Annotated in this window: 17 protein-coding genes; 6 read left to right on the forward strand and 11 right to left on the reverse strand. The window is 67.2% G+C overall.

Features of this window, described 5'->3' with window-relative positions:
- Positions 1 to 95 precede the first annotated feature (95 nt).
- Positions 96 to 605: a peptide-methionine (S)-S-oxide reductase MsrA gene (gene msrA, locus G0D83_RS06330; protein WP_164190659.1), complete on the reverse strand. Its 510-nt coding sequence runs from the start codon at positions 603 to 605 to the stop codon at positions 96 to 98.
- Positions 602 to 1,051, reverse strand: coding sequence for a peptide-methionine (R)-S-oxide reductase MsrB (gene msrB, locus G0D83_RS06335; protein WP_164190669.1), 450 nt, complete (start codon positions 1,049 to 1,051; stop codon positions 602 to 604). Before msrB ends, msrA begins: the two co-directional genes overlap by 4 nt.
- A 314-nt stretch (positions 1,052 to 1,365) precedes the next feature.
- On the opposite strand from msrB, the gene G0D83_RS06340 reads away from it, so the two are divergent.
- Positions 1,366 to 1,905: a hypothetical protein gene (locus G0D83_RS06340; RefSeq protein WP_164190672.1), complete on the forward strand. Its 540-nt coding sequence runs from the start codon at positions 1,366 to 1,368 to the stop codon at positions 1,903 to 1,905.
- Positions 1,906 to 2,296: 391 nt separating this feature from the next.
- On the opposite strand, the gene queG is transcribed toward G0D83_RS06340, so the two are convergent.
- Together queG and proS are read right to left on the reverse strand one after the other, a co-directional pair.
- A complete protein-coding gene (queG, locus tag G0D83_RS06345) occupies positions 2,297 to 3,367 on the reverse strand; it encodes a tRNA epoxyqueuosine(34) reductase QueG (RefSeq protein ID WP_164190682.1) in 1,071 nt (356 codons plus the stop codon).
- 217 nt (positions 3,368 to 3,584) lie between these two features.
- Positions 3,585 to 4,931 carry a proline--tRNA ligase gene (gene proS, locus G0D83_RS06350; RefSeq protein ID WP_164190684.1) on the reverse strand — a complete coding sequence of 449 codons (1,347 nt, stop codon included), beginning with the start codon at positions 4,929 to 4,931 and terminating at the stop codon, positions 3,585 to 3,587.
- Between the two features lie 284 nt (positions 4,932 to 5,215).
- Here proS and G0D83_RS06355 point away from each other — a divergent pair, with 284 nt between their 5' ends.
- From G0D83_RS06355 to G0D83_RS06370, 4 genes are all read left to right on the forward strand, one after another.
- Entirely contained in the window at positions 5,216 to 6,316 is a 1,101-nt protein-coding gene (locus G0D83_RS06355) for an AI-2E family transporter (RefSeq protein ID WP_164190686.1), read from the forward strand.
- Between the two features lie 2 nt (positions 6,317 to 6,318).
- Complete coding sequence (locus tag G0D83_RS06360) at positions 6,319 to 6,999, forward strand: DnaA/Hda family protein (protein ID WP_164190689.1); 681 nt, start codon at positions 6,319 to 6,321, stop codon at positions 6,997 to 6,999.
- A gap of 80 nt (positions 7,000 to 7,079) precedes the next feature.
- The gene (locus G0D83_RS06365; RefSeq protein ID WP_164190691.1) at positions 7,080 to 9,254 is read left to right on the forward strand and encodes an RNA degradosome polyphosphate kinase; all 2,175 of its coding nucleotides are present in this window, start codon (positions 7,080 to 7,082) and stop codon (positions 9,252 to 9,254) included.
- A 217-nt stretch (positions 9,255 to 9,471) separates the two neighbouring features.
- Positions 9,472 to 11,043: a Ppx/GppA family phosphatase gene (locus G0D83_RS06370; protein ID WP_164190693.1), complete on the forward strand. Its 1,572-nt coding sequence runs from the start codon at positions 9,472 to 9,474 to the stop codon at positions 11,041 to 11,043.
- A gap of 1 nt (position 11,044) precedes the next feature.
- On the opposite strand, the gene G0D83_RS06375 is transcribed toward G0D83_RS06370, so the two are convergent.
- From G0D83_RS06375 to scpA, 6 genes are all read right to left on the reverse strand, one after another.
- Complete coding sequence (locus G0D83_RS06375; RefSeq protein WP_203594895.1) at positions 11,045 to 11,482, reverse strand: hypothetical protein; 438 nt, start codon at positions 11,480 to 11,482, stop codon at positions 11,045 to 11,047.
- A 55-nt stretch (positions 11,483 to 11,537) separates the two neighbouring features.
- Entirely contained in the window at positions 11,538 to 12,539 is a 1,002-nt protein-coding gene (locus G0D83_RS06380) for an endonuclease/exonuclease/phosphatase family protein (protein ID WP_164190694.1), read from the reverse strand.
- Between the two features lie 4 nt (positions 12,540 to 12,543).
- Positions 12,544 to 13,227 (reverse strand): molecular chaperone DjiA, encoded by a 684-nt coding sequence (locus G0D83_RS06385; RefSeq protein WP_108968068.1) that lies wholly within the window; start codon positions 13,225 to 13,227, stop codon positions 12,544 to 12,546.
- A gap of 97 nt (positions 13,228 to 13,324) precedes the next feature.
- The gene (locus G0D83_RS06390; protein WP_164190803.1) at positions 13,325 to 13,804 is read right to left on the reverse strand and encodes a GNAT family N-acetyltransferase; all 480 of its coding nucleotides are present in this window, start codon (positions 13,802 to 13,804) and stop codon (positions 13,325 to 13,327) included.
- On the reverse strand, positions 13,804 to 14,421 hold the full coding sequence (locus tag G0D83_RS06395; RefSeq protein WP_370457177.1) for a VOC family protein: 618 nt from the start codon (positions 14,419 to 14,421) through the stop codon (positions 13,804 to 13,806). Before G0D83_RS06395 ends, G0D83_RS06390 begins: the two co-directional genes overlap by 1 nt.
- A 342-nt stretch (positions 14,422 to 14,763) precedes the next feature.
- The gene (gene scpA / locus G0D83_RS06400; RefSeq protein ID WP_164190696.1) at positions 14,764 to 16,899 is read right to left on the reverse strand and encodes a methylmalonyl-CoA mutase; all 2,136 of its coding nucleotides are present in this window, start codon (positions 16,897 to 16,899) and stop codon (positions 14,764 to 14,766) included.
- Between the two features lie 164 nt (positions 16,900 to 17,063).
- Here scpA and G0D83_RS06405 point away from each other — a divergent pair, with 164 nt between their 5' ends.
- Complete coding sequence (locus tag G0D83_RS06405) at positions 17,064 to 17,543, forward strand: DUF4174 domain-containing protein (protein ID WP_108968074.1); 480 nt, start codon at positions 17,064 to 17,066, stop codon at positions 17,541 to 17,543.
- A 117-nt stretch (positions 17,544 to 17,660) separates the two neighbouring features.
- Here the strand turns inward: G0D83_RS06405 and G0D83_RS06410 are convergent, their stop codons facing one another.
- Entirely contained in the window at positions 17,661 to 19,661 is a 2,001-nt protein-coding gene (locus tag G0D83_RS06410) for an acetyl/propionyl/methylcrotonyl-CoA carboxylase subunit alpha (protein ID WP_164190697.1), read from the reverse strand.
- Between the last annotated feature and the right edge of the window lie 77 nt (positions 19,662 to 19,738).

A 19,738-nucleotide genomic window follows, 5' to 3' on the forward strand; every position in this document is an offset into this window, starting at 1 on the left:
CAAACGCGGGCGCCACTTTGACGGTTCCCTTCCGAGAGATCGAGAGGCGGCGCGGCCTGCGCCGCGCCGCTTCCGCAAGAGTTACAAACCCTGCCTCACTCCGCCGCATTGCGGCGCGGCAGCACCCAGTCGGGGCGCGGGAAGTGGCAGGTATAGCCGCCGGGATAGCGCACGAGGTAGTCCTGGTGTTCTGCCTCGGCTTCCCAGAAGTCGCCGACCGGCTCGACCTCGGTCACCACCTTGCCGGGCCAGATCCCCGAGGCGTCGACATCGGCGATCGTCTCCAGCGCCTCGGCCTTCTGCATCTCGTCGACGTAATAGATTGCCGAGCGGTAGCTCATGCCAAGGTCATTCCCCTGCCGGTTGAGCGTGGTCGGATCGTGGATCTGGAAGAAGAACTCGAGGATCCGCCGGTAGCTGATCTTTTCGGGATCGAAGAGAATTTCGATGCCCTCGGCATGGGTGCCGTGGTTGCGATAGGTGGCGTTGGGCACATCGCCGCCGGTATAGCCGACGCGGGTGGCCTCGACCCCGGGCAGCTTGCGGATCAGATCCTGCATGCCCCAGAAACAGCCGCCTGCGAGAACTGCGCGTTCAGTGCTCATGCCACGTCCTCCACTTGATCAAGGTAGGCGCCGTATCCCTCGGCCTCCATGTCCTCGCGCGGCACGAAGCGCAGCGAGGCGGAGTTGATGCAGTAGCGCAGCCCGCCACGGTCCACTGGCCCGTCCGGGAACACGTGTCCCAGATGCGAGTCGCCATGCGCCGAGCGCACCTCGGTGCGGATCATGCCGTGGGTGGTGTCGCGCAGCTCGGCGACATGGGCGGGCTCGATGGGCTTGGTGAAGCTCGGCCAGCCGCAGCCGCTCTCGTATTTGTCGGACGACGCGAAGAGCGGCTCGCCTGAAACGATGTCCACGTAGATGCCGGGCGCCTTGTTGTCGAGATACTTGCCGGTGCCCGGCCGCTCGGTGCCATTCTCCTGCGTGACGCGGTACTGCTCGGCGTCGAGCGCCGCGATCACGTCGGGATTGCGTTCGTATGTCGCCATGGAATCCTCCGGTCTTTGGTCTTGGCCCTAAGATGGGGTCCCGCGGCGGCAATGCAAAGCCCCCTTCGCAAGCGGCGCGCCGCCACCTGCGCCCACCCAGAGGGCGGCCCGCCGCCAAAACTCGCCGTGCCCCCGGAACCGGCGGACCACCGCCAGCCCGCAAAGGCCATTTCCGGCAAGTCCATGCCGCTTTCACACGCGCGCGTCACCTTCCGGCGACCGCGGGATCCGAAAGCCGCTTCCGCGCATTGTCTCGATGACCGGCACGAGATGCGTACCGGAGTCACCGACCAAGAATGCAAGGAAGACCCAAGATGACCCTCCGTTCCACCACCAAACTCGGCCTTGCCGTTCTCACCGCCGCCTCGCTGTCCGTCGCGGCCCATGCGCAGACCACCACCGCGGACCCCGCCACGCAGGAGCAGGCGCCGCTTCAGTCCTCCGAGATGACCGACACCACCGGTGCCACCGGCTCGGGCGTGACCGACACCATGGCAGTTTCGCCGCAAACCGCCGACGCGCTGCGCGCCGACGTGCCGCAGAGCTACGGGCAGGTGATTTCCTCGCTGCACAACGCCGACCTTTCCATGGCCGACCCGGAAACCGTGGTCGAAGCCTCGAAGGTCGAGATCCTGCCGCTTAGCGGGCTGAAGGGGCAGGCAAACGAGAGCGCGGACGCTCTCGATGACGCACTGAAGGCCGCCGCGCCGGAGCTCGACGCGCTGCGCGGGCTGCTCTCGGAGAATGACGCGCTGACGGCCGAACTGACGGATCAGGGCTACGACGCCGACGACGTGATCGGTGTCTATGCCGCGCAAGACCACATCAAGCTGCTGGTCGACGACCGCAGCTGACCCGATCCGCGCCCGCGCGGCGCGGTCCGGGGCTTGCCTCGTGGCCCCGGAAGCCCCCTGTGTTCTCCAGCGCAGGGGGCGTTTGCACGGCTCTGGCCCTGCGGCGTGCACGCTCAGGTCGCATCAATGATCACGACACACGCACTTGGCGAACACCCGCTATCCCATTCGCGTGATTTTGCTTGCAGGCTGCCCCTGCCCCGCCCATCTTTACAGCAGGAGGCACGTACTCCTGTCAGAACCTCCTGGATCCCAGGAACCCTCGTGAGCGTCGGTGCCATCCCTCGGCATCGGCGCTTTTTCCTGTGTCCCCGCGGGGACATTTTTCCTGTGTCCCCCCGGGGACAGCGGATCGCGACCGCAGCCGTCCCCGCGGGGACAGAGCCAATCCTCAGCCCGCCGCCCCTTCGGCCTCGGCCAGCCGCGCGACCGCCCATCGCGCCGCGTCGCGTACCGTCTCGTCGGCATCCTCGCACAGGCCCTGCGCCGCTTCCCGCAGATCCGCTCGCCCCGAGTTGCCGATGGCGTAGAGCACGTTGCGCACAAAACGGTTGCGCCCGATGCGCTTGATCGGAGAGCCCGAGAAGCGCGCCCGGAAGCCCGCATCATCCAGCGCCGCCAGCTCGGCCAGCGGCGGCGAGAGCAGATCCTCGCGGGCATGGTATTTCACTTCCGAGGCCACTTCGGCGAACTTGTTCCACGGACAGGCCGCGAGGCAGTCGTCGCAGCCGTAAATGCGGTTGCCGAGCAGCCCCCGCAGCTCTTCGTCCACCGGCCCCGCGTGTTCGATTGTCAGATAGGAAATGCAGCGCCGCGCATCGAGCCGGTAGGGCGCCGGGAAGGCCGCCGTGGGGCAGGCGTCGAGGCAGGCCCGGCAAGAGCCGCAATGGTCGCGCTCGGCCGCATCGACCGGCAGCTCCAGCGTGGTGAAGATCGCCCCAAGAAAGAACCACGATCCCAGCTCGCGGCTGACCAGATTGGTGTGCTTGCCCTGCCAGCCCAGCCCCGCCGCCTGTCCCAGCGGTTTCTCCATCACAGGCGCGGTGTCGACAAAGACCTTGATCTGCGGCGGCTCGGCCCCTGCCTCGCGGCCAGCGGCATCGATCAGCCAGCGCCCGAGCCGCTTGAGCTTCTTTTTCACCACGTCGTGGTAGTCGCGGTTCTGTGCGTAGACCGAGATCGCCGCGCGGTCCTGTTGCGTCAGCACCGTTCGGGGGTCGTGCTCGGGGCCGTAGTTCTCGGCTAGCATGATCACCGAGCGCGCCTCGGGCCAGAGCGCCGCCGGGTTGCCGCGCCAATGGGTGCGCTCGGCCATCCAGCCCATCTGCCCATGGTACCCCGCCTCGAGAAAGGCCGCCAGCCGCTCGGCCAGCTGCGGCACGTCGCCGGGGCGGCAGATGCGGCAGGCCGCAAAGCCCACCTCTGCCGCCTCGCCCACCAACCGTGCCTTCAGATCGTCCATGAAACCCCTTTCCTCTGGACCCCAGACATCGGAACGGGACGCGGCCCAGTCAATGGCTTTCGCGCCCCCGCCCGGAAGGACGCTGCGCAAGATACGACAAGGCCGGCCCCGGAACCCCGCGACCGGCCCTTTCTTCCAGGGAGACACACCCCGGGGATGCCGTCACCGTAAGCCGAGCGGGGGGCAGCGCCCCCACCCGTTTCAGGCAGTCCGGCGCTCAGCCCTTCGCAACCACGCCATAGATCTGCGCGATGCGCGCGACCGCCGCCTCGGGGGACAGCTCCTCGCTCTCGCCGGTGCGGCGCGAGGTCAGTTCGACCACGCCGTTCTTCAGCCCGCGCGGGCCGACGGTGATGCGCCACGGCAGGCCGATCAGATCCATCGTGGCGAACTTGCCACCGGCGCGCTCGTTGCGGTCGTCGTAGAGCGGCTCGAGTCCGAGCGCGGTCAGCGACGTGTAGAGCGCCTCGCAGGCGGCATCCGCCTCGTCGTCGCCCTGCTTGAGGTTGACGATGCCGCAATGGAAGGGCGTGACACCCTCGGGCCAGATGATGCCCTTGTCGTCATGGCTGGCCTCGATGATCGCGCCCAGCAGGCGCGACACGCCGATGCCGTGCGAGCCCATGTGCACCGGCACCTTGTTGCCCTCGTTGTCGACGACGGTGGCGCCCATCGGCTCGGAGTACTTGGTGCCGAAGTAGAAGATCTGGCCGACCTCGATGCCGCGCGCGGTGCGGCGGCGTTCCTCGGGGACTTCGGCGAAGAGCGCCTCGTCGTGGGTCTCGTCGGTGCGGGCGTAGCGCGAGGTGAACTCCTCGAGCACGGCCTGACACTGCTCGACCGAGTCATAGTCGATCTCGCGGTCGCCGAACTTCAGCTCGGTGATCTGGCTGTCGTAGAAGACCTCGGACTCGCCGGTCTCGGCCAGCACGAGGAACTCGTGCGTGTCATCGCCACCGATCGGTCCGCTGTCGGCGCGCATCGGGATTGCCTGCAGGCCCATGCGCTCGTAGGTGCGCAGGTAGCTGACGAGGTGGCGGTTGTAGGCGTGCAGCGCGTCTTCCTTGGTCAGGTCGAAATTGTAGCCGTCCTTCATGTAGAATTCGCGGCCGCGCATCACGCCGAAGCGGGGGCGGATCTCGTCGCGGAACTTCCACTGGATCTGGTACAGCGTCAGCGGCAGGTCCTTGTAACTTCCGACGTGGCTGCGGAAGATGTCGGTGATCAGCTCTTCGGCGGTGGGCGTGAACAGCATGTCGCGGTCATGCCGGTCGCGAATGCGCAGCATTTCCTCGCCGTAGTCGTCGTAGCGACCCGATTCACGCCAGAGGTCCGCCGACTGGATCGTCGGCATCAGCATCGGGATATGGCCCGCGCGCTTCTGCTCCTCGTGGATGATGTCCTCGATCTTGCGCAGCACCTTGAAGCCCAGCGGCAGCCAGGAATAGATCCCCGCGCTCGATTGCTTGATCATGCCGGCGCGCAGCATGTAGCGGTGCGACACGATCTGCGCCTCGGACGGCGTTTCTTTCAGAACGGGCAGGAAATAACGGCTCAGACGCATGCGGGCCTCCCGGAAATTGGCGTTTGGACCGGGTTAGGCGAAGCCCGCGCCAAGGGCAAGTGCCCGCGCGGGGGGCTGGGCCGCGCCGGGCCCGTCGGACGATGCGGAAAGCGCCTCTCCCGCGGGGCCCGCGCGCGGACCCATCAGCCCTCGGGCCGGGCGCGCCGGCGGCTTCGCACAGGCACCGAGCGGCGATCCTGCCTGAACCTGCCGCAACAGCCTCTCGGACTTGAAAAAATGCCGCGGAGCGGCGATCAAGGATACACCGCAAGGAAAGGATTCCCATGGCGCTGCCCGTCCGCGATCAGATGAAGTACTGGGGCGTGGCCGCCATCGTCTTTGCCGTGGTGCTCTGGTACCTCGGCAATGTGCTGCTGCCGTTCATCCTCGGCGGGGCGATTGCCTATTTCCTCGATCCCGTCGCCGACCGGCTCGAGAGGCTGGGGCTGAGCCGTGCCATGGCGACGCTGGTGATCACCCTTTGCGCGATTCTGATCTTTGTCATTCTCGCGCTCGCGGTGATCCCGACGCTGGTACGCCAGGCCGCCGACCTGATCGAGACCGCGCCGCAGCTGTTCCGCGACCTGCGCGACTTCATCGGCGTGCACTTCCCGACGCTGGTCGACGAGGGCAGCCCGATGCGCGAAGCGATCGGCACGGTGGGCGACACGGTCAAGGAGCGCGGGGCGGAATTGCTGAACACCGCGCTCAGTTCGGCGATGTCGGTGATCAACATCCTGATGCTTTTCGTCATCGTGCCGGTGGTGGCGGTCTACCTGCTGCTCGACTGGGATCGCATGGTGGCGCGCATCGACGAGCTGCTGCCGCGCGATCACGCGCCGGTGGTGCGCCATCTCGCCCGCGAGATCGACGCCACGCTCGCCGGTTTCGTGCGCGGCATGGGCTCGGTCTGCCTGATCCTCGGCTGCTACTACGCCATCGCGCTGGCACTGGTGGGGCTGAACTTCGGCCTCGTCGTCGGCGTGGTCGCGGGCTTGCTGACCTTCATCCCTTATGTCGGCGCGATCATCGGCGGCGCGCTGGCCATCGGGCTGGCGCTCTTCCAGTTCTGGGGGGAATGGTACTGGATCGCCGCGGTGGCGGGGATCTTCTTCCTCGGCCAGTTCCTCGAGGGCAATTTCCTGACCCCGAAACTGGTGGGCAGCTCGATCGGGCTCCACCCGGTCTGGCTGATCTTCGCGCTCTCGGTCTTCGGCACGCTCTTTGGCTTCGTCGGCATGCTGGTTGCCGTGCCGCTCGCCGCCGCGCTGGGGGTGATCATGCGCTTCGTGATCGACCAGTACAAGGAAAGCCAGCTTTACCGCGGGCTCGAGACCGAGGGCTACCGAAAAGGCCGCGTGGCGACGGACCCCGAGGCCCGGTGAGCATGGCCCGGCAGCTTGCCTTGCCCCTGCCGGTCCGCGCCGCGCTGGGGCGCGAGGACTATTTCGTCTCTTCCTCCAACAGCCTCGCCGTGGCGCTGCTCGACGGCTGGCAGGGCTGGCCCGCGGGCAAGCTGCTGCTGGTCGGCCCCGCGGGCTCGGGCAAGACCCATCTTGCGCATGTCTGGGCCGCCGAGAGCGGCGCGAGGATCCTGCCTGCCACCGCCCTGCCCGGCCTGCCGATCCTTGAGCTCGCCGCCAGGCCGATCTGCGTCGAGGACGTGCCGCGGATCGCCGGGAACCGCGCCGCCGAGGAGGCGCTCTTTCATCTGCACAACCTCTCGCTGGCGCAGGGCCAGCCGCTGCTGTTGAGTGCCGAGACCGCGCCGCGGCACTGGCCGCTGGGGCTGGCGGATCTCAAGTCGCGCATGGAGGCCACCCAGACCGCCACCCTGCGCGAGCCCGACGACGCGCTGCTGGCAGCGGTGCTGGCCAAGCTGCTGGCCGACCGGCACTGCATCCCGGCCCCCGATGTGATCCCCTACCTGCTGCGCCAGATGCCGCGCAGCTTCGCCATGGCACAGCGCGTCGCCGCCGAGCTTGATGCCCGGGCCCTCGGCCGCGCCAAGGGCATCACCCGGGCCCTGGCGCGCGACGTCTTGCTCTCTCTCGCGCGCCGAAGCTAGAGGAGCTTGCGCCGCCCGCGCCGGTCGGTCATCCTTGCCCTTTCATCAAGTTGTTGCAATTTGTGACGCATATGCCCCCCATGACCATCGCCGATTTTCTCAAAGCCCCGATCCCCGAGCCCCTGAAGCTGCCCGACATCGACCTGTCCGGGCCGGGCCGTTTCTTCAACCGCGAGCTCAGCTGGCTTGGCTTCAACTGGCGGGTGCTGGAAGAGGCCGAGAACACCAAGGTGCCGCTGCTGGAGCGGCTGCGCTTCCTGTCGATCTCGGCGACCAACCTCGACGAGTTCTACACGGTGCGCGTCGCCGGCCTGCGCGAGCTCGCCCATGCGGGCAACACCACGCCGGCGGCGGACGGGCTGACCCCGGCCGAGCAACTGGTGCTCATCGACCAGGACGCGCGCGAGCTCATGGCGCAGCAACAGCGGGTGCTCGGCGCCTTGCAACTCGAGCTGGAAGCGGCGGGCATCAGCCTCGTGCTGCGCGAAGACCTGCAGCCCGAGGACCTCGAGTTCCTGCAGAGGCAATTCCTCGAGCAGGTCTTCCCGGTGCTCTCGCCGCTGGCCATCGACCCGGCGCACCCCTTCCCCTTCATCGCCAACATGGGCTACTGCCTCGCGCTCGAACTCGAGCGCAAGCGCGACCGCCGTACCCGGCAGGCGCTGCTGCCGATCCCGCATCAGATCTCCCGTTTCATCGACCTGCCCGCAGGCGAGGGTGCAAAGCGCTTCATCTTCCTCGAAGACGTGCTGCTGCTGCACATCGAAAGCCTCTTCCCGGGCTACCGGGTGAAGGACCACTTCGGCTTCCGCGTGCTGCGCGACAGCGACATCGAGGTCGAGGAAGAGGCCGAAGATCTGGTGCGCGAGTTCGAGGTGGCGCTGAAGCGCCGCCGGCGCGGCGAGGTGGTCCGGCTGACGATCACCGCCGGCGCGCCCAAGCAGCTGCGCAGCATCGTCATGCGTGAGCTGCTGGTCGGCGAGGACGAGGTGATCGAGCTCGACGGGATGATCGGCATGGCCGACCTCAAGGAGTTGGTGCTCGACGACCGCCCGGACCTCTTGTGGCCCAGCTTCACCCCGCGGGTGCCCGAACGGGTGCAGGACCACGAAGGCAACATGTTCGAGGCGATCAAGCAGAAGGACATGCTGCTGCACCATCCCTACGAGACCTTCGACATGGTGGTGCGCTTCCTGAGCCAGGCGGCGCTCGATCCCGACGTGGTGGCGATCAAGCAGACGCTCTACCGCACCTCGCGCAACTCGCCCATCGTGGAAGCGCTTTGCGAGGCGGCCGAGGACGGCAAGTCGGTGACCGCGCTGGTGGAACTGAAGGCGCGCTTCGACGAGGCCGCCAACATTCGTCAGTCGCGGCGGTTGGAGCGTTCGGGCGCCCATGTCGTCTATGGCTTCCTTGACTGGAAGACCCACGCCAAGATCTCGAGCGTTGTGCGCCGCGAGGGCGACAGGCTGGTGACCTACACCCACTGGGGCACCGGCAACTACCACCCGATTACCGCCAAGATCTACACCGATCTGAGCTTCTTCACCTGCGACGCGGCGCTTGGTCGGGATGCGTCGAAGATCTTCAACTACCTGTCGGGCTACGCCATGCCCGAGGGGCTCGAGAACCTGGTCATCTCGCCGCACACGCTCAAGCCCCGCATGCTCGAGCTGATCGAGGCCGAGGCCGAACACGCCCGGGCGGGCCGCCCGGCGCAGATCTGGCTGAAGATGAACTCGCTGATCGAGCCGGACATGATCGACGCGCTCTATGCCGCCGGCCAGGCGGGGGTGAAGATCGACTGCGTGATCCGCGGAATCTGCGGGCTGCGGCCGGGGGTCAAGGGCCTGTCCGAGACCATCCGCGTCAAGAGCATCGTCGGCCGTTTCCTGGAACACTCGCGCATCGCCTGTTTCGGCAATGGCCACGGGCTGCCGCACAGCAAGTCGCGGGTGCTCATCTCTTCGGCGGACTGGATGGGACGCAACCTCAACCGCCGCATCGAGACCGGGGTCGAGATCATGAACCCCACGGTGAAGGCGCAGATCGTCAGCCAGATCATGGCGGCGAACCTCGCCGACACGGCGCAGAGCTGGGTGATGGAACCCTCTGGCAAGTTCACCCGGCACCCGGTCCCGGAGGGAGAATTCTCGTTCAACTGCCATCGCTTCTTCATGGAGAATCCCTCGCTCTCGGGCCGCGGTTCGGCCGGGGCCAAGGACGTGCCCAAGCTCACCCACGCAGGTGACTGAGCGCGGAGGCCTCGGGCGGGCATCGTTTCGGCAACACGACAGCAGGGCGCGCGCCGCCCCTCCTTCTCTTTTCTGAATACGCCCCTGCGGCGCGCAGGTGCCGCAGGGGCGGAGCCCCCGCTCCATCGCTTGCTGCGCGCGCGCAGCGCCCTAGGCTCTTTTGCGCCCCGGGCTCTCCATGCTAGAGGGTAGGGCGAGACCAATGCCGGAGGAGCAGATGGACGGTAACGGCGACTCCAGCCACGGCGATGCGGGCCTATTCGGGCGGCCGCTGTTCGAAGATCCCCGCGCGCGGCGCCTGTCGAAGGTCGGCGTGGTGGACATCGGGTCGAACTCGGTGCGGCTCGTGGTTTTCGACGGCGCGGCGCGCAGCCCTGCGTATTTCTATAACGAAAAGATCATGTGCGGCCTCGGCGCCGGCATGTCCGAGACCGGACGGCTGAACCCCGAGGGCAAGGCACGCGCGCTGGCGGCGCTGCAGCGCTTCCAGACGCTGGCCCGAGGCATGGAGCTGCCGCCGCTCACCGCCGTGGCCACCGCCGCCATGCGCGAGGCCGAGGACGGTCCTGCCTTCCGCGCCGAGATCGAGCAGGCGACCGGTCTGAAGATCTGGGTGATCGACGGCGACGAGGAGGCGCGGCTGTCGGCGCAGGGCGTGCTGCTCGGCTGGCCGGGCGCGAACGGGCTGGTCAGCGACATCGGCGGCTCGTCTATGGAACTCGCCGAGATTCGCGGCGGGCAGATCGGCAAGCGCGCGACCTCGGAACTGGGGCCGCTGAAGTTCAAGGACCTCGAGGGTGGCAAGAAGGCCCGCGAGAAGTACATCGCCAAGGCGATCGCCGGGCTCGCCGAGCGCATGGGCACCGAGCCGTCGCCACTGTTCCTCGTTGGCGGGTCGTGGCGCGCCATCGCGCGCATCGACATGGAGCGGCTCGGCTATCCGCTGCACGTGCTGCACGAGTACCGGATGACGGTGGAGTCGGCGGAGGAGACGCTCAAATTCATCGAGGACGCCGATCTCGACGCGCTGCGCTCGGCCTGCGGCATTTCCTCGGCGCGGATGAGCCTTGTGCCCTATGCCGCCGAAGTGCTGGCCGAGTTGCTGAAGGTCTTCAAGCCGACCGGCATCGCGATCTCGAGCTACGGCATCCGCGAGGGGCTGCTCTACGAGCAGATGCCGCAGATGTTGCGCGACCGCGACCCGCTGATCGAGGCCTGCCGCTTCGCCGAGGCCAAGGACGCCCGCCTGCCCGGCTTCGGCAAGAAGCTGTTCCGCTTCGTGCTGCCGCTCTTCCCGGACGCCTCGGAGGCCACGCTGCGCATCGTCAAGGCGGCCTGCCTGCTGCATGACGTGAGCTGGCGCGCCCATCCCGACTATCGGGCCGAGACCTGTTTCGACAATGCCACCCGCGCGAACTTGGGCGGGCTCGACCACCCCGAGCGGGTCTATCTCGGCCTCGCCCTGCTGCACCGCTACCGCAACAAGCGCGAGGGCACCCGGTTCGAGGATTTCTACGCGCTTCTCGACAAGGAGCGCACGCAGGAGGCCGAGATTCTCGGCAAGGCGATGCGCTTCGGCTCGATGCTCTGGATGTCGGATGTCAGCAACGAGGACGGCGCGCAGTTCGACTGGGAGCCCGAAGAGCGTCGCCTGAGGCTGCGACTGACCCGCGAGGTGGCGCCGCTCTACGGCGAGGTGGCCGAGGCGCGGCTCCTGTCGCTCGCCAAGGCGCTCTCGGCCAAGGCGCTGGTACTGGAGATCGACGGCGCGCCGCGCGAGCTGCTCTGACTCAGAGCTCGATCTCGCCGGACGGCCCGTGCTCGGGCATCTCCGGTGCCGCCTCGGGTGCGTCGGGGTCGAGCTTCTCGCGGCGGCGGATCAGGATATCGCCATTGGGCAGCATCTCGGGCGCCTCGTAGAGCGTCCAGTCCTCGACCTGCTCCGAGAGCTGCGCCATGGCGGGCCCCATCTCGTCGACGAAGCTCTGCAGGGCCGGCCCCATGCGGTCGGCCAGCCCCTTGAGATCCTGCAGCGCCGGGTCGAGTTCGTCGCGCAGGCCGCGCAAGAACATGTCGGCGCCGCGCTGCATCAGGCCGGGGCCGTCGTCCGGCGCGTCCTCCGTCTCTCCGAGGGGGGCCGCCTCCTGTGCGAAGGCGGGCGGGGTAAGCGGCGCAAGAGGCGCCGCAAGGAAGCATGCCGCTAGGGCAAAAGGGAAAATCCGGCTCATTGCGGAACTATAGGCGGCTTGTGCGAGTCGCGACAGAGAAACCCCGGCACCCCGGTCAGACGGCAAGATCCAGCGTGACCGGAAAATGGTCAGATGCGGTCAGCAGCGCCGCGCAAAGCTCGGGCGCCTGCCAGCAATGGGCGTCCTCGAAGGGGTGCCAGATCCGCCACTCGCGCGCCACCTCGCGCAGATCGCGCGAGACCATGACGTAGTCGAGCAGAGCCTGCAGGTAGCGTTTCTCGGGCGCGATGTAGAAGCGCGCGGTACTGGGATGCGGCCGAAGCTTGCCCCTCAGCGCCTGCGCCGCGTGGGGATCGTAGAGTGCCCCGTCGCCTTCGCCGAGAATGATCTCGACCGAGCTATGGCCGAAAAGCGCCTCGTATTCATCAAGACCCGGGCCGTCGTTGAGATCCCCCATGACGATGACGCTCTCGCCCTGCTCGAGCAGCGCGTCGACCCGCCGCCGCAACCACATCGCCTCGGTCAGCTGCTTGCGCCGATTGGCGATGGAGGTGCGCATGATCTGGTCTTCGCCCTTGGCGCCATGCGGCGCCTTGGATTTCAGATGCGCGCCGATCAGGCGCAGCACCCTGCCCCCGGCCGTGGTCAGCTCGACCTCGAGCGGCGGCTTTGAGAAGGCCACGACGTCCTCGGTGTCGTCGAAGTCCAGATCGATGCGGAACTCGCCGTCGAAGCGCGGCGCCCGGTCACTTTGCCCCGGCACGTGCTGTACGCGCATCTTGTCCGGGTCATAGAGCAGCGCGATCTCCTGATGGGTGTCGTTAACGAAGCCGACCAGCACCTCGCGCGTGCGCAGGTCGAAGGCGCTGGCGAAGTTGCGAAGGGCGCGGCGGGTGTCGCGGCGGGTGCCGGTGTCGGGCGCCTCGATGATCATCACCGCATCGGCGTCCATGGCCGTGAAGACCATCCCCAGTGCCTCGGCCTGATCGGCCCGGGTGATGTCACGCCGCCCGGACCAGTGCTCGTCGATCAGCAGCTCGCCGCGATCGCTGAAGAGGTCATCGAACCATTCGACGTTGTATGTGGCAAGGCGCATGGCCTCAGACCTGTTCGCGGGCCGAGATCTCTTCCCATGCCTGGTTGATGGCGATGAGCCGCTTTTCCGAGAGCTTGATCGCCTCTTCCGGAAGGCCGCGGGCGCACATCACGTCGGGGTGGCTTTCCCGCACGAGCTGGCGCCAGTGCTTGCGGATGTCCTTGATCGGCATCTCGGGGCTGACGCCAAGCACGGTGAAGGGATCCGGCGCGCAATCCGGAACGAAGCGCGCGCGCAGCGCCCGGAAGGTGGCGTCGGGCATCTCGAAGATCTCGGCGACCCGCTCGAGGAAGGCATTCTCGGCCGTGTGGTAGTTGCCATCGGCCATGGCGATGTAGAAGAGTCCCTCCAGCAGGTCCGAAAGCTGCTGCGCATTGCCATCGAACATGCGCCGAATGCGGCGCGCGTATTCCTCGAATCCAGCCACGTCCTGACGGGCGAGGTTGAACACCCGCGCCGCTGCGCCCTCGTCCTCGGGCGCGATGGTGAAGATCTCGCGGAAGGCAGCGACCTCGTTGCGGGTCACCTGCCCGTCGGCCTTGGCCATCTTAGCGGAAAGCGCGATGACGGCGATGGTGAAGGCGACACTGCGCTCGGGCGGCTGGCGCAGACGCTCGAAGACGGCGGCAAGCCCCTCGCCCTTGGCAAGGGCGGCGATGGCTTCGGAGATGCGGGTCCAGATCGACATGCGCCCAGTTTACGCGGCAATGCGGCAACTGTCAGTGCGACAATGAGGGGTCACGAAAATTCTATGGCGTTTCAGCGCATCTCGGCGGTGCCGCCCGTCAGAGGAACTTCTGCATGAGCACAAGATCCATCCAGCGTCCGAACTTGAAGCCAACCTCGGGCAGGCGGGCGATTTGCTTGAAGCCGAGCGCGGCGTGAAAGGCGATGCCCGCCGGGTTTTCGCCCGAGACCCCGGCAAAGAGGCTGTGCGCGCCCCGCGCCCGCGCCTCGTCCATCAGCGCCTCCATCAGCGCCCGCCCGACGCCCCGCCCGCGCGCTGCGGGGCCGAGGATCACCGTGTGCTCGAACGTCCGGGCGTAACCCGGGCCGCCGCGGAACTGGAAAAAGGTGGCAAAGCCGAGCACCAGCCCCCCCTCCTCCTCGGCGACGAGGAAGGCCGGGCCGCGTGCGGCGAAATCAGCCTGAAGCCCCTCGGGGCTCTTGCGCAGATTGGTGAAGGTGGCGGCGCTCTCGTCGATGATCGGGTTCCAGATCGCCGCGACGGCGTCGGCGTCCCCCGCGGTCGCAGGACGGATGATCACTGCAGCACCCGGCGCCCCGACGGTGTGGCGAAAGCGGCGCGCAGGGCAGGCTTTGCCTCGACCGCGAAACCAACCTGCGGGCTCATCAGTACCGAGCCGATCAGCGCCTGCATCTCGTCGGCCTGCGGGTGCGCCACGGTGAGCTGCTCGAGCCGCACGCCGGCACCGTCAAGCGACACGCCTGGCGGCACCGGGCTTTCCCATTCGATCAGCGCCGGGAAGAGCCCGTCGTAGGGCAGCATCCCGTCGCGGGGCACAGAGATCTTCCAGCTTAGCGACCCGCGGGTGACGGCGACCGCCTCTCCGGCCATGGGAAAGCGCGCCAGCGCCGCGTCGATGTCGGGCACCCGGCAAATCCATTTGTCGAGCCGTGCGGGGCCAGAGAAGTGATCGAGGCCGAACCAACGCGCCCGCCCCGGCGCGGGCGCCGAGGGGTCGACCGCGATGGCCTCGAGGTAGAGCTCGTCTTCCAGCCCGATCAGGAAGTTGTGGGTGCCGAAGTCGGGATGCGCCCCGCCCGGCGACAGCGGCTGGCCAAGCCCGCTTTCGGCATGGCTCACCGCCTCTGCCAGCGTCTCGCCGAGAACCGCCAGGTGATCAAGCTCGAGCATCATCCCTCCGATGTGATTGCATCGCATCACGATAGCCGGGGGCGCGGGGCGCGCAATGGTGAAATGGTCCCTTTGCTGCGCGGCAGCATGGTCAAGGGCGTCTGATGGTGGTCAATCGCGCATGCCGCCGTTAGGGTGCCGCGCAAATGCCCGGCAGCGACGACCGGGCCCCGAGGCAAGGACAGTCCCGATGAAAACCCGCACGCTCCTCCTGATGCTCGCCGCAACGCTTGGTCTCGCGGCCTGCGGGGTGCCTTTCGTGCCGTTCATCTGAGCACGGAGCCGCCGCCCGTCGTACGCGCGGGCGGCGAGAGGGCTCACGCAGTCTGCGTGAGCCGCCCCCTGTCATTCCGCCGCGCGGGGCGCTCCGATGAGGCCGAGGATCTCCTTGGCCGCCGAGGGGATATTGGTGCCCGGTCCGAAGATCGCCTTGACCCCGGCCTTGTAGAGGAAGTCGTAGTCCTGGTGCGGGATCACGCCGCCGCAGATCACGATGATGTCCTCGGCGCCCTGATCCTTCAGCGCCTGCACCAGCTGCGGGGCGAGCGTCTTATGGCCCGCAGCCTGCGACGAGATGCCGACGATGTGCACATCGTTGTCGATGGCGTCCTGCGCCGCCTCTTCCGGGGTCTGGAAGAGCGGGCCGACGTCGACGTCGAAGCCGATGTCGGCAAAGGCGGTGGCGATGACCTTGGCGCCGCGGTCGTGCCCGTCCTGCCCCATCTTCACCACCAGCATCCGCGGGCGGCGGCCTTCCGCCTCGGCGAAGCTCTCAACATCGCGCTGGATCTGGGCAAAGCCCTCGTCGCCCTCGTAGGCCGCGCCATAGACCCCGGCGAGGGTCTTAACCTCGGCGCGGTGACGTCCGAATTCCTTTTCCATGGCCATGGAAATCTCTCCGACAGAGGCCCGCGCACGGGCGGCTTCGACCGCGGCTTCCAAAAGGTTGCCGCCCTCCTTCGCGCGCCGCTCGAGCTCGGCCAGCGCGGCGTCGCATTTCGCCTGATCGCGGGTGGCGCGGACATGCTCCAGCCTGGCGACTTGGCTCTCGCGCACCTTGGCATTGTCGATGTCGAGAATGTCGATCGGGTCTTCCTTGTCCTTGCGGTACTTGTTGACCCCGACGATCACTTCTTCGCCGCGGTCGATCTGCGCCTGACGGCGCGCGGCGGTCTCCTCGATGCGCAGCTTGGGCATGCCCGAGGCCACGGCCTTGGTCATGCCGCCCATCTCCTCGACTTCCTCGATCAGCGCCCAGGCTTTCTCGATCAGCTCGTTGGTGAGGCTTTCCACGTAGTATGAGCCCGCCAGCGGATCGACGACATTGGTCACCCCGGTCTCTTCTTGGAGGATGAGCTGGGTGTTGCGCGCGATCCGGGCCGAGAACTCGGTGGGAAGCGCGATCGCCTCGTCGAGCGCGTTGGTGTGCAGCGACTGGGTGCCGCCCAGAACCGCGCTCATCGCCTCGTAGGCGGTGCGGATGACGTTGTTGTAGGGGTCCTGCTCCTGCAAGCTGACACCCGAGGTCTGGCAATGGGTGCGCAGCATCTTCGAGCGGTCGGACTTGGCGCCGAACTCGGTCATGATGCGGTGCCAGAGCGTGCGCGCAGCGCGCAGCTTGGCCGCCTCCATGAAGAAGTTCATGCCGATGGCGAAGAAGAACGACAGCCGCCCTGCAAACTTGTCGACATCCATCCCGGCATTGATCGCGGCGCGCACGTATTCGCGCCCGTCGGCGAGCGTGTAGGCCAGCTCCTGCACGAGGTTCGCGCCAGCCTCCTGCATGTGGTAGCCGGAGATCGAGATCGAGTTGAATTTCGGCATCTCGTTCGAGGTGTACTCGATGATGTCCGAGATGATCCGCATCGAGGGCTCGGGCGGGTAGATGTAGGTGTTGCGGACCATGAACTCCTTGAGGATGTCGTTCTGGATGGTCCCCGAGAGCACGGAGCGGTCGTGGCCCTGCTCTTCGCCGACGACGATGAAGCTGGCGAGGATCGGGATCACCGCGCCGTTCATCGTCATCGAGACGGAAATCTTGTCGAGCGGGATGCCGTCGAAGAGGATCTTCATGTCCTCGACGCTGTCGATGGCAACGCCCGCCTTGCCCACATCGCCGACCACCCGCGCGTGGTCGCTGTCATAGCCGCGGTGAGTGGCGAGGTCGAAGGCGACCGAAACCCCCTGCTGCCCCGCCGCCAGCGCCTTGCGGTAAAAGGCGTTCGACTCCTCGGCGGTCGAGAAGCCCGCGTATTGCCGGATGGTCCAGGGACGGCCCGCGTACATGGTCGCCTTCACCCCGCGGGTGAACGGACCGAAGCCCGGCAGCGTGCCCATGTGTGGCAGATCCGCCGTGTCTTCGGCGGTATAGAGCGGCTGCACGTCGATGCCTTCGAGCGTGTGCCAGGTCAGATCGTCCAGCGGACGCCCTCTCAGTTCCTTCTCCGCGAGCTGGCGCCAATCGTCCTTCTTCGCCGTCATCGTCTCGTCCTCTCTCCTAGCGGGCGTCGGGCCGGGCGGTCCCGGCGCGCGCAGCACCCCTTCGTTCACGCGCGAGCTGCCGCGGTCAGGCGGCGGCTAATTTTTTCGTCACCCAAGCAGGCAGGGCCTGTGCAGTGGCGCCCCGCTTGCCTATATCTTGTTGCATGACACGCCGTATTGCCCTTGTCCTGCTTGCCTTTCTGACGCTCACCGCGGGACTCGGCGCGGCGCAGAGCGCGGAAACGCCGAGCCTCGACGAGTCGATCCGCCCGGCGGGCGAGACCACGCTCGACGAGTTTCTCTGGCTCAAGCGGCCCCTTCTGGTCTTTGCCGACAACCCCAGCGATCCGCGATACGTGCAGCAGATGCAGCTGATCACCGAGCGGCTCGACGTGCTGGTCGAGCGCGACGTGGTGGTCATCACCGACACCGACCCGGCCGCGCGCAGCCCGATCCGCCGCGCCATGCGGCCGCGCGGCTTCATGCTGATGCAGCTGGCCAAGGACGGCTCGGTGATCATCCGCAAGGCCAGCCCCTGGGACGTGCGCGAGATCACCCGGTCGATCGACAAGCAGCCGCTGCGCCAGCAGGAGGTCCGCGACCGTCGCGACACGCTGCGCGAGCCATACGCGCCGAGCCAATAAGCCAAGCCAGTCAGCCAGACCGGCGATCCGGACAGACCGAGGGGCGCACGGCAGCGGTCGGCCTCGGGCGTGGCGCCCTGCCCCGTCTGCCACCATGTGCCCCCCGTCCGCCATGGATCACTCGAACTCCATGATCACGTCGTCCACGGCGAGGCTGTCGCCGGGGCCTGCGTTGATCTTGGAGACCTTGCCCTTGCGCTCGGCGCGCAGGATGTTCTCCATCTTCATCGCCTCGACGGTGCAGAGCGCCTGGCCCTCCTGCACCTCGTCGCCCTCCGAGACGTTCACCTTCACGATGAGACCCGGCATCGGGCAGAGCAGCATCTTCGAGGTGTCGGGCGGCAGCTTCTCGGGCATCAGCCGTGCGAGCTCGGCCTGACGCGGGGTGCGCACGTTCACCTTGAGGTCGGCACCACGGGTGCGGATGCGGAAGCCGCCCGAGATCTTGCCGACCTTCAGCACCAGCGGCTTGCCGTTGACCTGCATGTGCGCGAGCGCGTGGCCCGGGGTCCAGTCGCCGGTGACGCGAATTTCCGCGCCATCCTCGAATTTCACCGTTGTGCCCTGCTTGTCTGCGGCCAGCACCACGTCGAGGCTCTCGCCCTGCAGCGACACGTTCCAATGGTCGCCCACCTGCCGCTCGTGGTTGTCGAGCGTGCCCGAGATTCGGGTGCGGCGGATCTCGGCGACGCGGTTCATCGCGGCGCAGGCGGCGGCAACATCGCGCAGCGCGTCAGCGCCCAGCGTGACGCCCTGGAAACCGTCGGGATACTCCTCGGCGATGAAGGCGGTGGTGATATTGCCCGAGACAAACCGCTCGTGGTCCATGACCGCGGCAAGGAACGGCAGGTTGTGCCCGATGCCCTCGACCTCGAAGCTGTCGAGCGCGTTGCGCATGACCTCGATGGCCTGCTCGCGGGTCGGCGCCCAGGTGCAGAGCTTGGCGATCATCGGGTCGTAGTACATCGAGATCTCGCCGCCCTCGAAGACGCCGGTGTCGTTGCGCACGACGCCGCCCAGCAGCTCGCCCTCGGCGGGTGGCCGATAGCGGGTCAGGCGGCCGATCGAGGGCAGGAAGCCGCGATAGGGATCCTCGGCGTAGAGCCGGTTCTCGATGGCCCAGCCGTTGATCTGCACGTCGTCCTGGGTGATCGACAGCGGCTCGCCGTTGGCGACGCGGATCATCTGCTCGACAAGATCGACGCCGGTGATCAGCTCGGTCACCGGGTGCTCCACCTGCAGGCGGGTGTTCATCTCGAGGAAGTAGAAGTTCTTGTCGCCGTCGACGATGAATTCGACGGTTCCGGCACTGGTGTAGCCCACCGCCTTGGCCAGGGCGACGGCCTGGTCGCCCATCGCCTTGCGGGTCTCGGGGTCGAGGAAGGGGCTCGGCGCCTCTTCGACAACCTTCTGGTTGCGTCGCTGGATCGAGCATTCACGCTCGTTGAGATAGATGCCATTGCCATGCGCGTCGCAGAGCACCTGGATCTCGATGTGGCGCGGCTGGGTGACGAATTTCTCGATGAAGATGCGGTCGTCGCCGAAGGAGCTGGCCGCCTCGTTCTTGGACGATTGGAAGCCCTCGCGCGCCTCCTCGTCGGTCCAGGCGATGCGCATGCCCTTTCCGCCGCCGCCCGCCGAGGCCTTGATCATGACGGGATAACCGATCTCCCCCGAGATCTTCACCGCCTCGTCGGCGTCCTCGATCAGCCCCATGTAGCCGGGCACGGTCGAGACGCCCGCGTCCTGCGCGATCTTCTTGGAGGTGATCTTGTCGCCCATCGCCTCGATCGCGCCCTTGGGCGGGCCGATGAAGGCGACACCGGCCGCCTCGAGCGCCTCGGCGAACTTGGGATTCTCCGACAGGAAACCGTAGCCCGGATGCACCGCCTGCGCGCCGCTGTCCTTGATCGCCTGCATGATCTTGTCGATCACGATGTAGGACTGATTGGCGGGCGGCGGGCCGATGTGCACCGCCTCATCGGCCATTTCGACATGCAGCGCGTGCTTGTCGGCATCCGAATAGACCGCCACGGTCTTGATGCCCATCTTGCGCGCGGTCTTGATGACCCGGCAGGCGATCTCACCGCGGTTGGCGATCAGGATCTTGTCGAACATGTCTCTCCCTTTCGTTGCGTTTCTTGGCCGGCGGGCAGCGCCGCGGCTTCGGCAAAATGCTGGCTGAGGACAGCAAA

It is taken from the genome of Salipiger sp. PrR003 (assembly GCF_010500785.1).
In the GTDB taxonomy this organism is placed as follows: domain Bacteria; phylum Pseudomonadota; class Alphaproteobacteria; order Rhodobacterales; family Rhodobacteraceae; genus Salipiger; species Salipiger pacificus_A.

Excerpts from the sequence above, each read along its gene's own strand:
- G0D83_RS06365 (WP_164190691.1), top strand. The coding sequence starts at position 7,080 with ATGACCATCGCCGATTTTCTCAAAGCCCCGATCCCCGAGCCCCTGAAG.
- scpA (WP_164190696.1), bottom strand. The coding sequence starts at position 16,899 with ATGACGGCGAAGAAGGACGATTGGCGCCAGCTCGCGGAGAAGGAACTG.
- G0D83_RS06380 (WP_164190694.1), bottom strand. The coding sequence starts at position 12,539 with ATGCGCCTTGCCACATACAACGTCGAATGGTTCGATGACCTCTTCAGC.
- G0D83_RS06395 (WP_370457177.1), bottom strand. The coding sequence starts at position 14,421 with ATGATGCTCGAGCTTGATCACCTGGCGGTTCTCGGCGAGACGCTGGCA.
- G0D83_RS06405 (WP_108968074.1), top strand. The coding sequence starts at position 17,064 with ATGACACGCCGTATTGCCCTTGTCCTGCTTGCCTTTCTGACGCTCACC.
- G0D83_RS06375 (WP_203594895.1), bottom strand. The coding sequence starts at position 11,482 with ATGAGCCGGATTTTCCCTTTTGCCCTAGCGGCATGCTTCCTTGCGGCG.
- msrB (WP_164190669.1), bottom strand. The coding sequence starts at position 1,051 with ATGGCGACATACGAACGCAATCCCGACGTGATCGCGGCGCTCGACGCC.
- G0D83_RS06340 (WP_164190672.1), top strand. The coding sequence starts at position 1,366 with ATGACCCTCCGTTCCACCACCAAACTCGGCCTTGCCGTTCTCACCGCC.
- proS (WP_164190684.1), bottom strand. The coding sequence starts at position 4,931 with ATGCGTCTGAGCCGTTATTTCCTGCCCGTTCTGAAAGAAACGCCGTCC.
- G0D83_RS06370 (WP_164190693.1), top strand. The coding sequence starts at position 9,472 with ATGGACGGTAACGGCGACTCCAGCCACGGCGATGCGGGCCTATTCGGG.
- G0D83_RS06355 (WP_164190686.1), top strand. The coding sequence starts at position 5,216 with ATGGCGCTGCCCGTCCGCGATCAGATGAAGTACTGGGGCGTGGCCGCC.
- G0D83_RS06360 (WP_164190689.1), top strand. The coding sequence starts at position 6,319 with ATGGCCCGGCAGCTTGCCTTGCCCCTGCCGGTCCGCGCCGCGCTGGGG.
- G0D83_RS06410 (WP_164190697.1), bottom strand. The coding sequence starts at position 19,661 with ATGTTCGACAAGATCCTGATCGCCAACCGCGGTGAGATCGCCTGCCGG.
- queG (WP_164190682.1), bottom strand. The coding sequence starts at position 3,367 with ATGGACGATCTGAAGGCACGGTTGGTGGGCGAGGCGGCAGAGGTGGGC.
- msrA (WP_164190659.1), bottom strand. The coding sequence starts at position 605 with ATGAGCACTGAACGCGCAGTTCTCGCAGGCGGCTGTTTCTGGGGCATG.
- G0D83_RS06385 (WP_108968068.1), bottom strand. The coding sequence starts at position 13,227 with ATGTCGATCTGGACCCGCATCTCCGAAGCCATCGCCGCCCTTGCCAAG.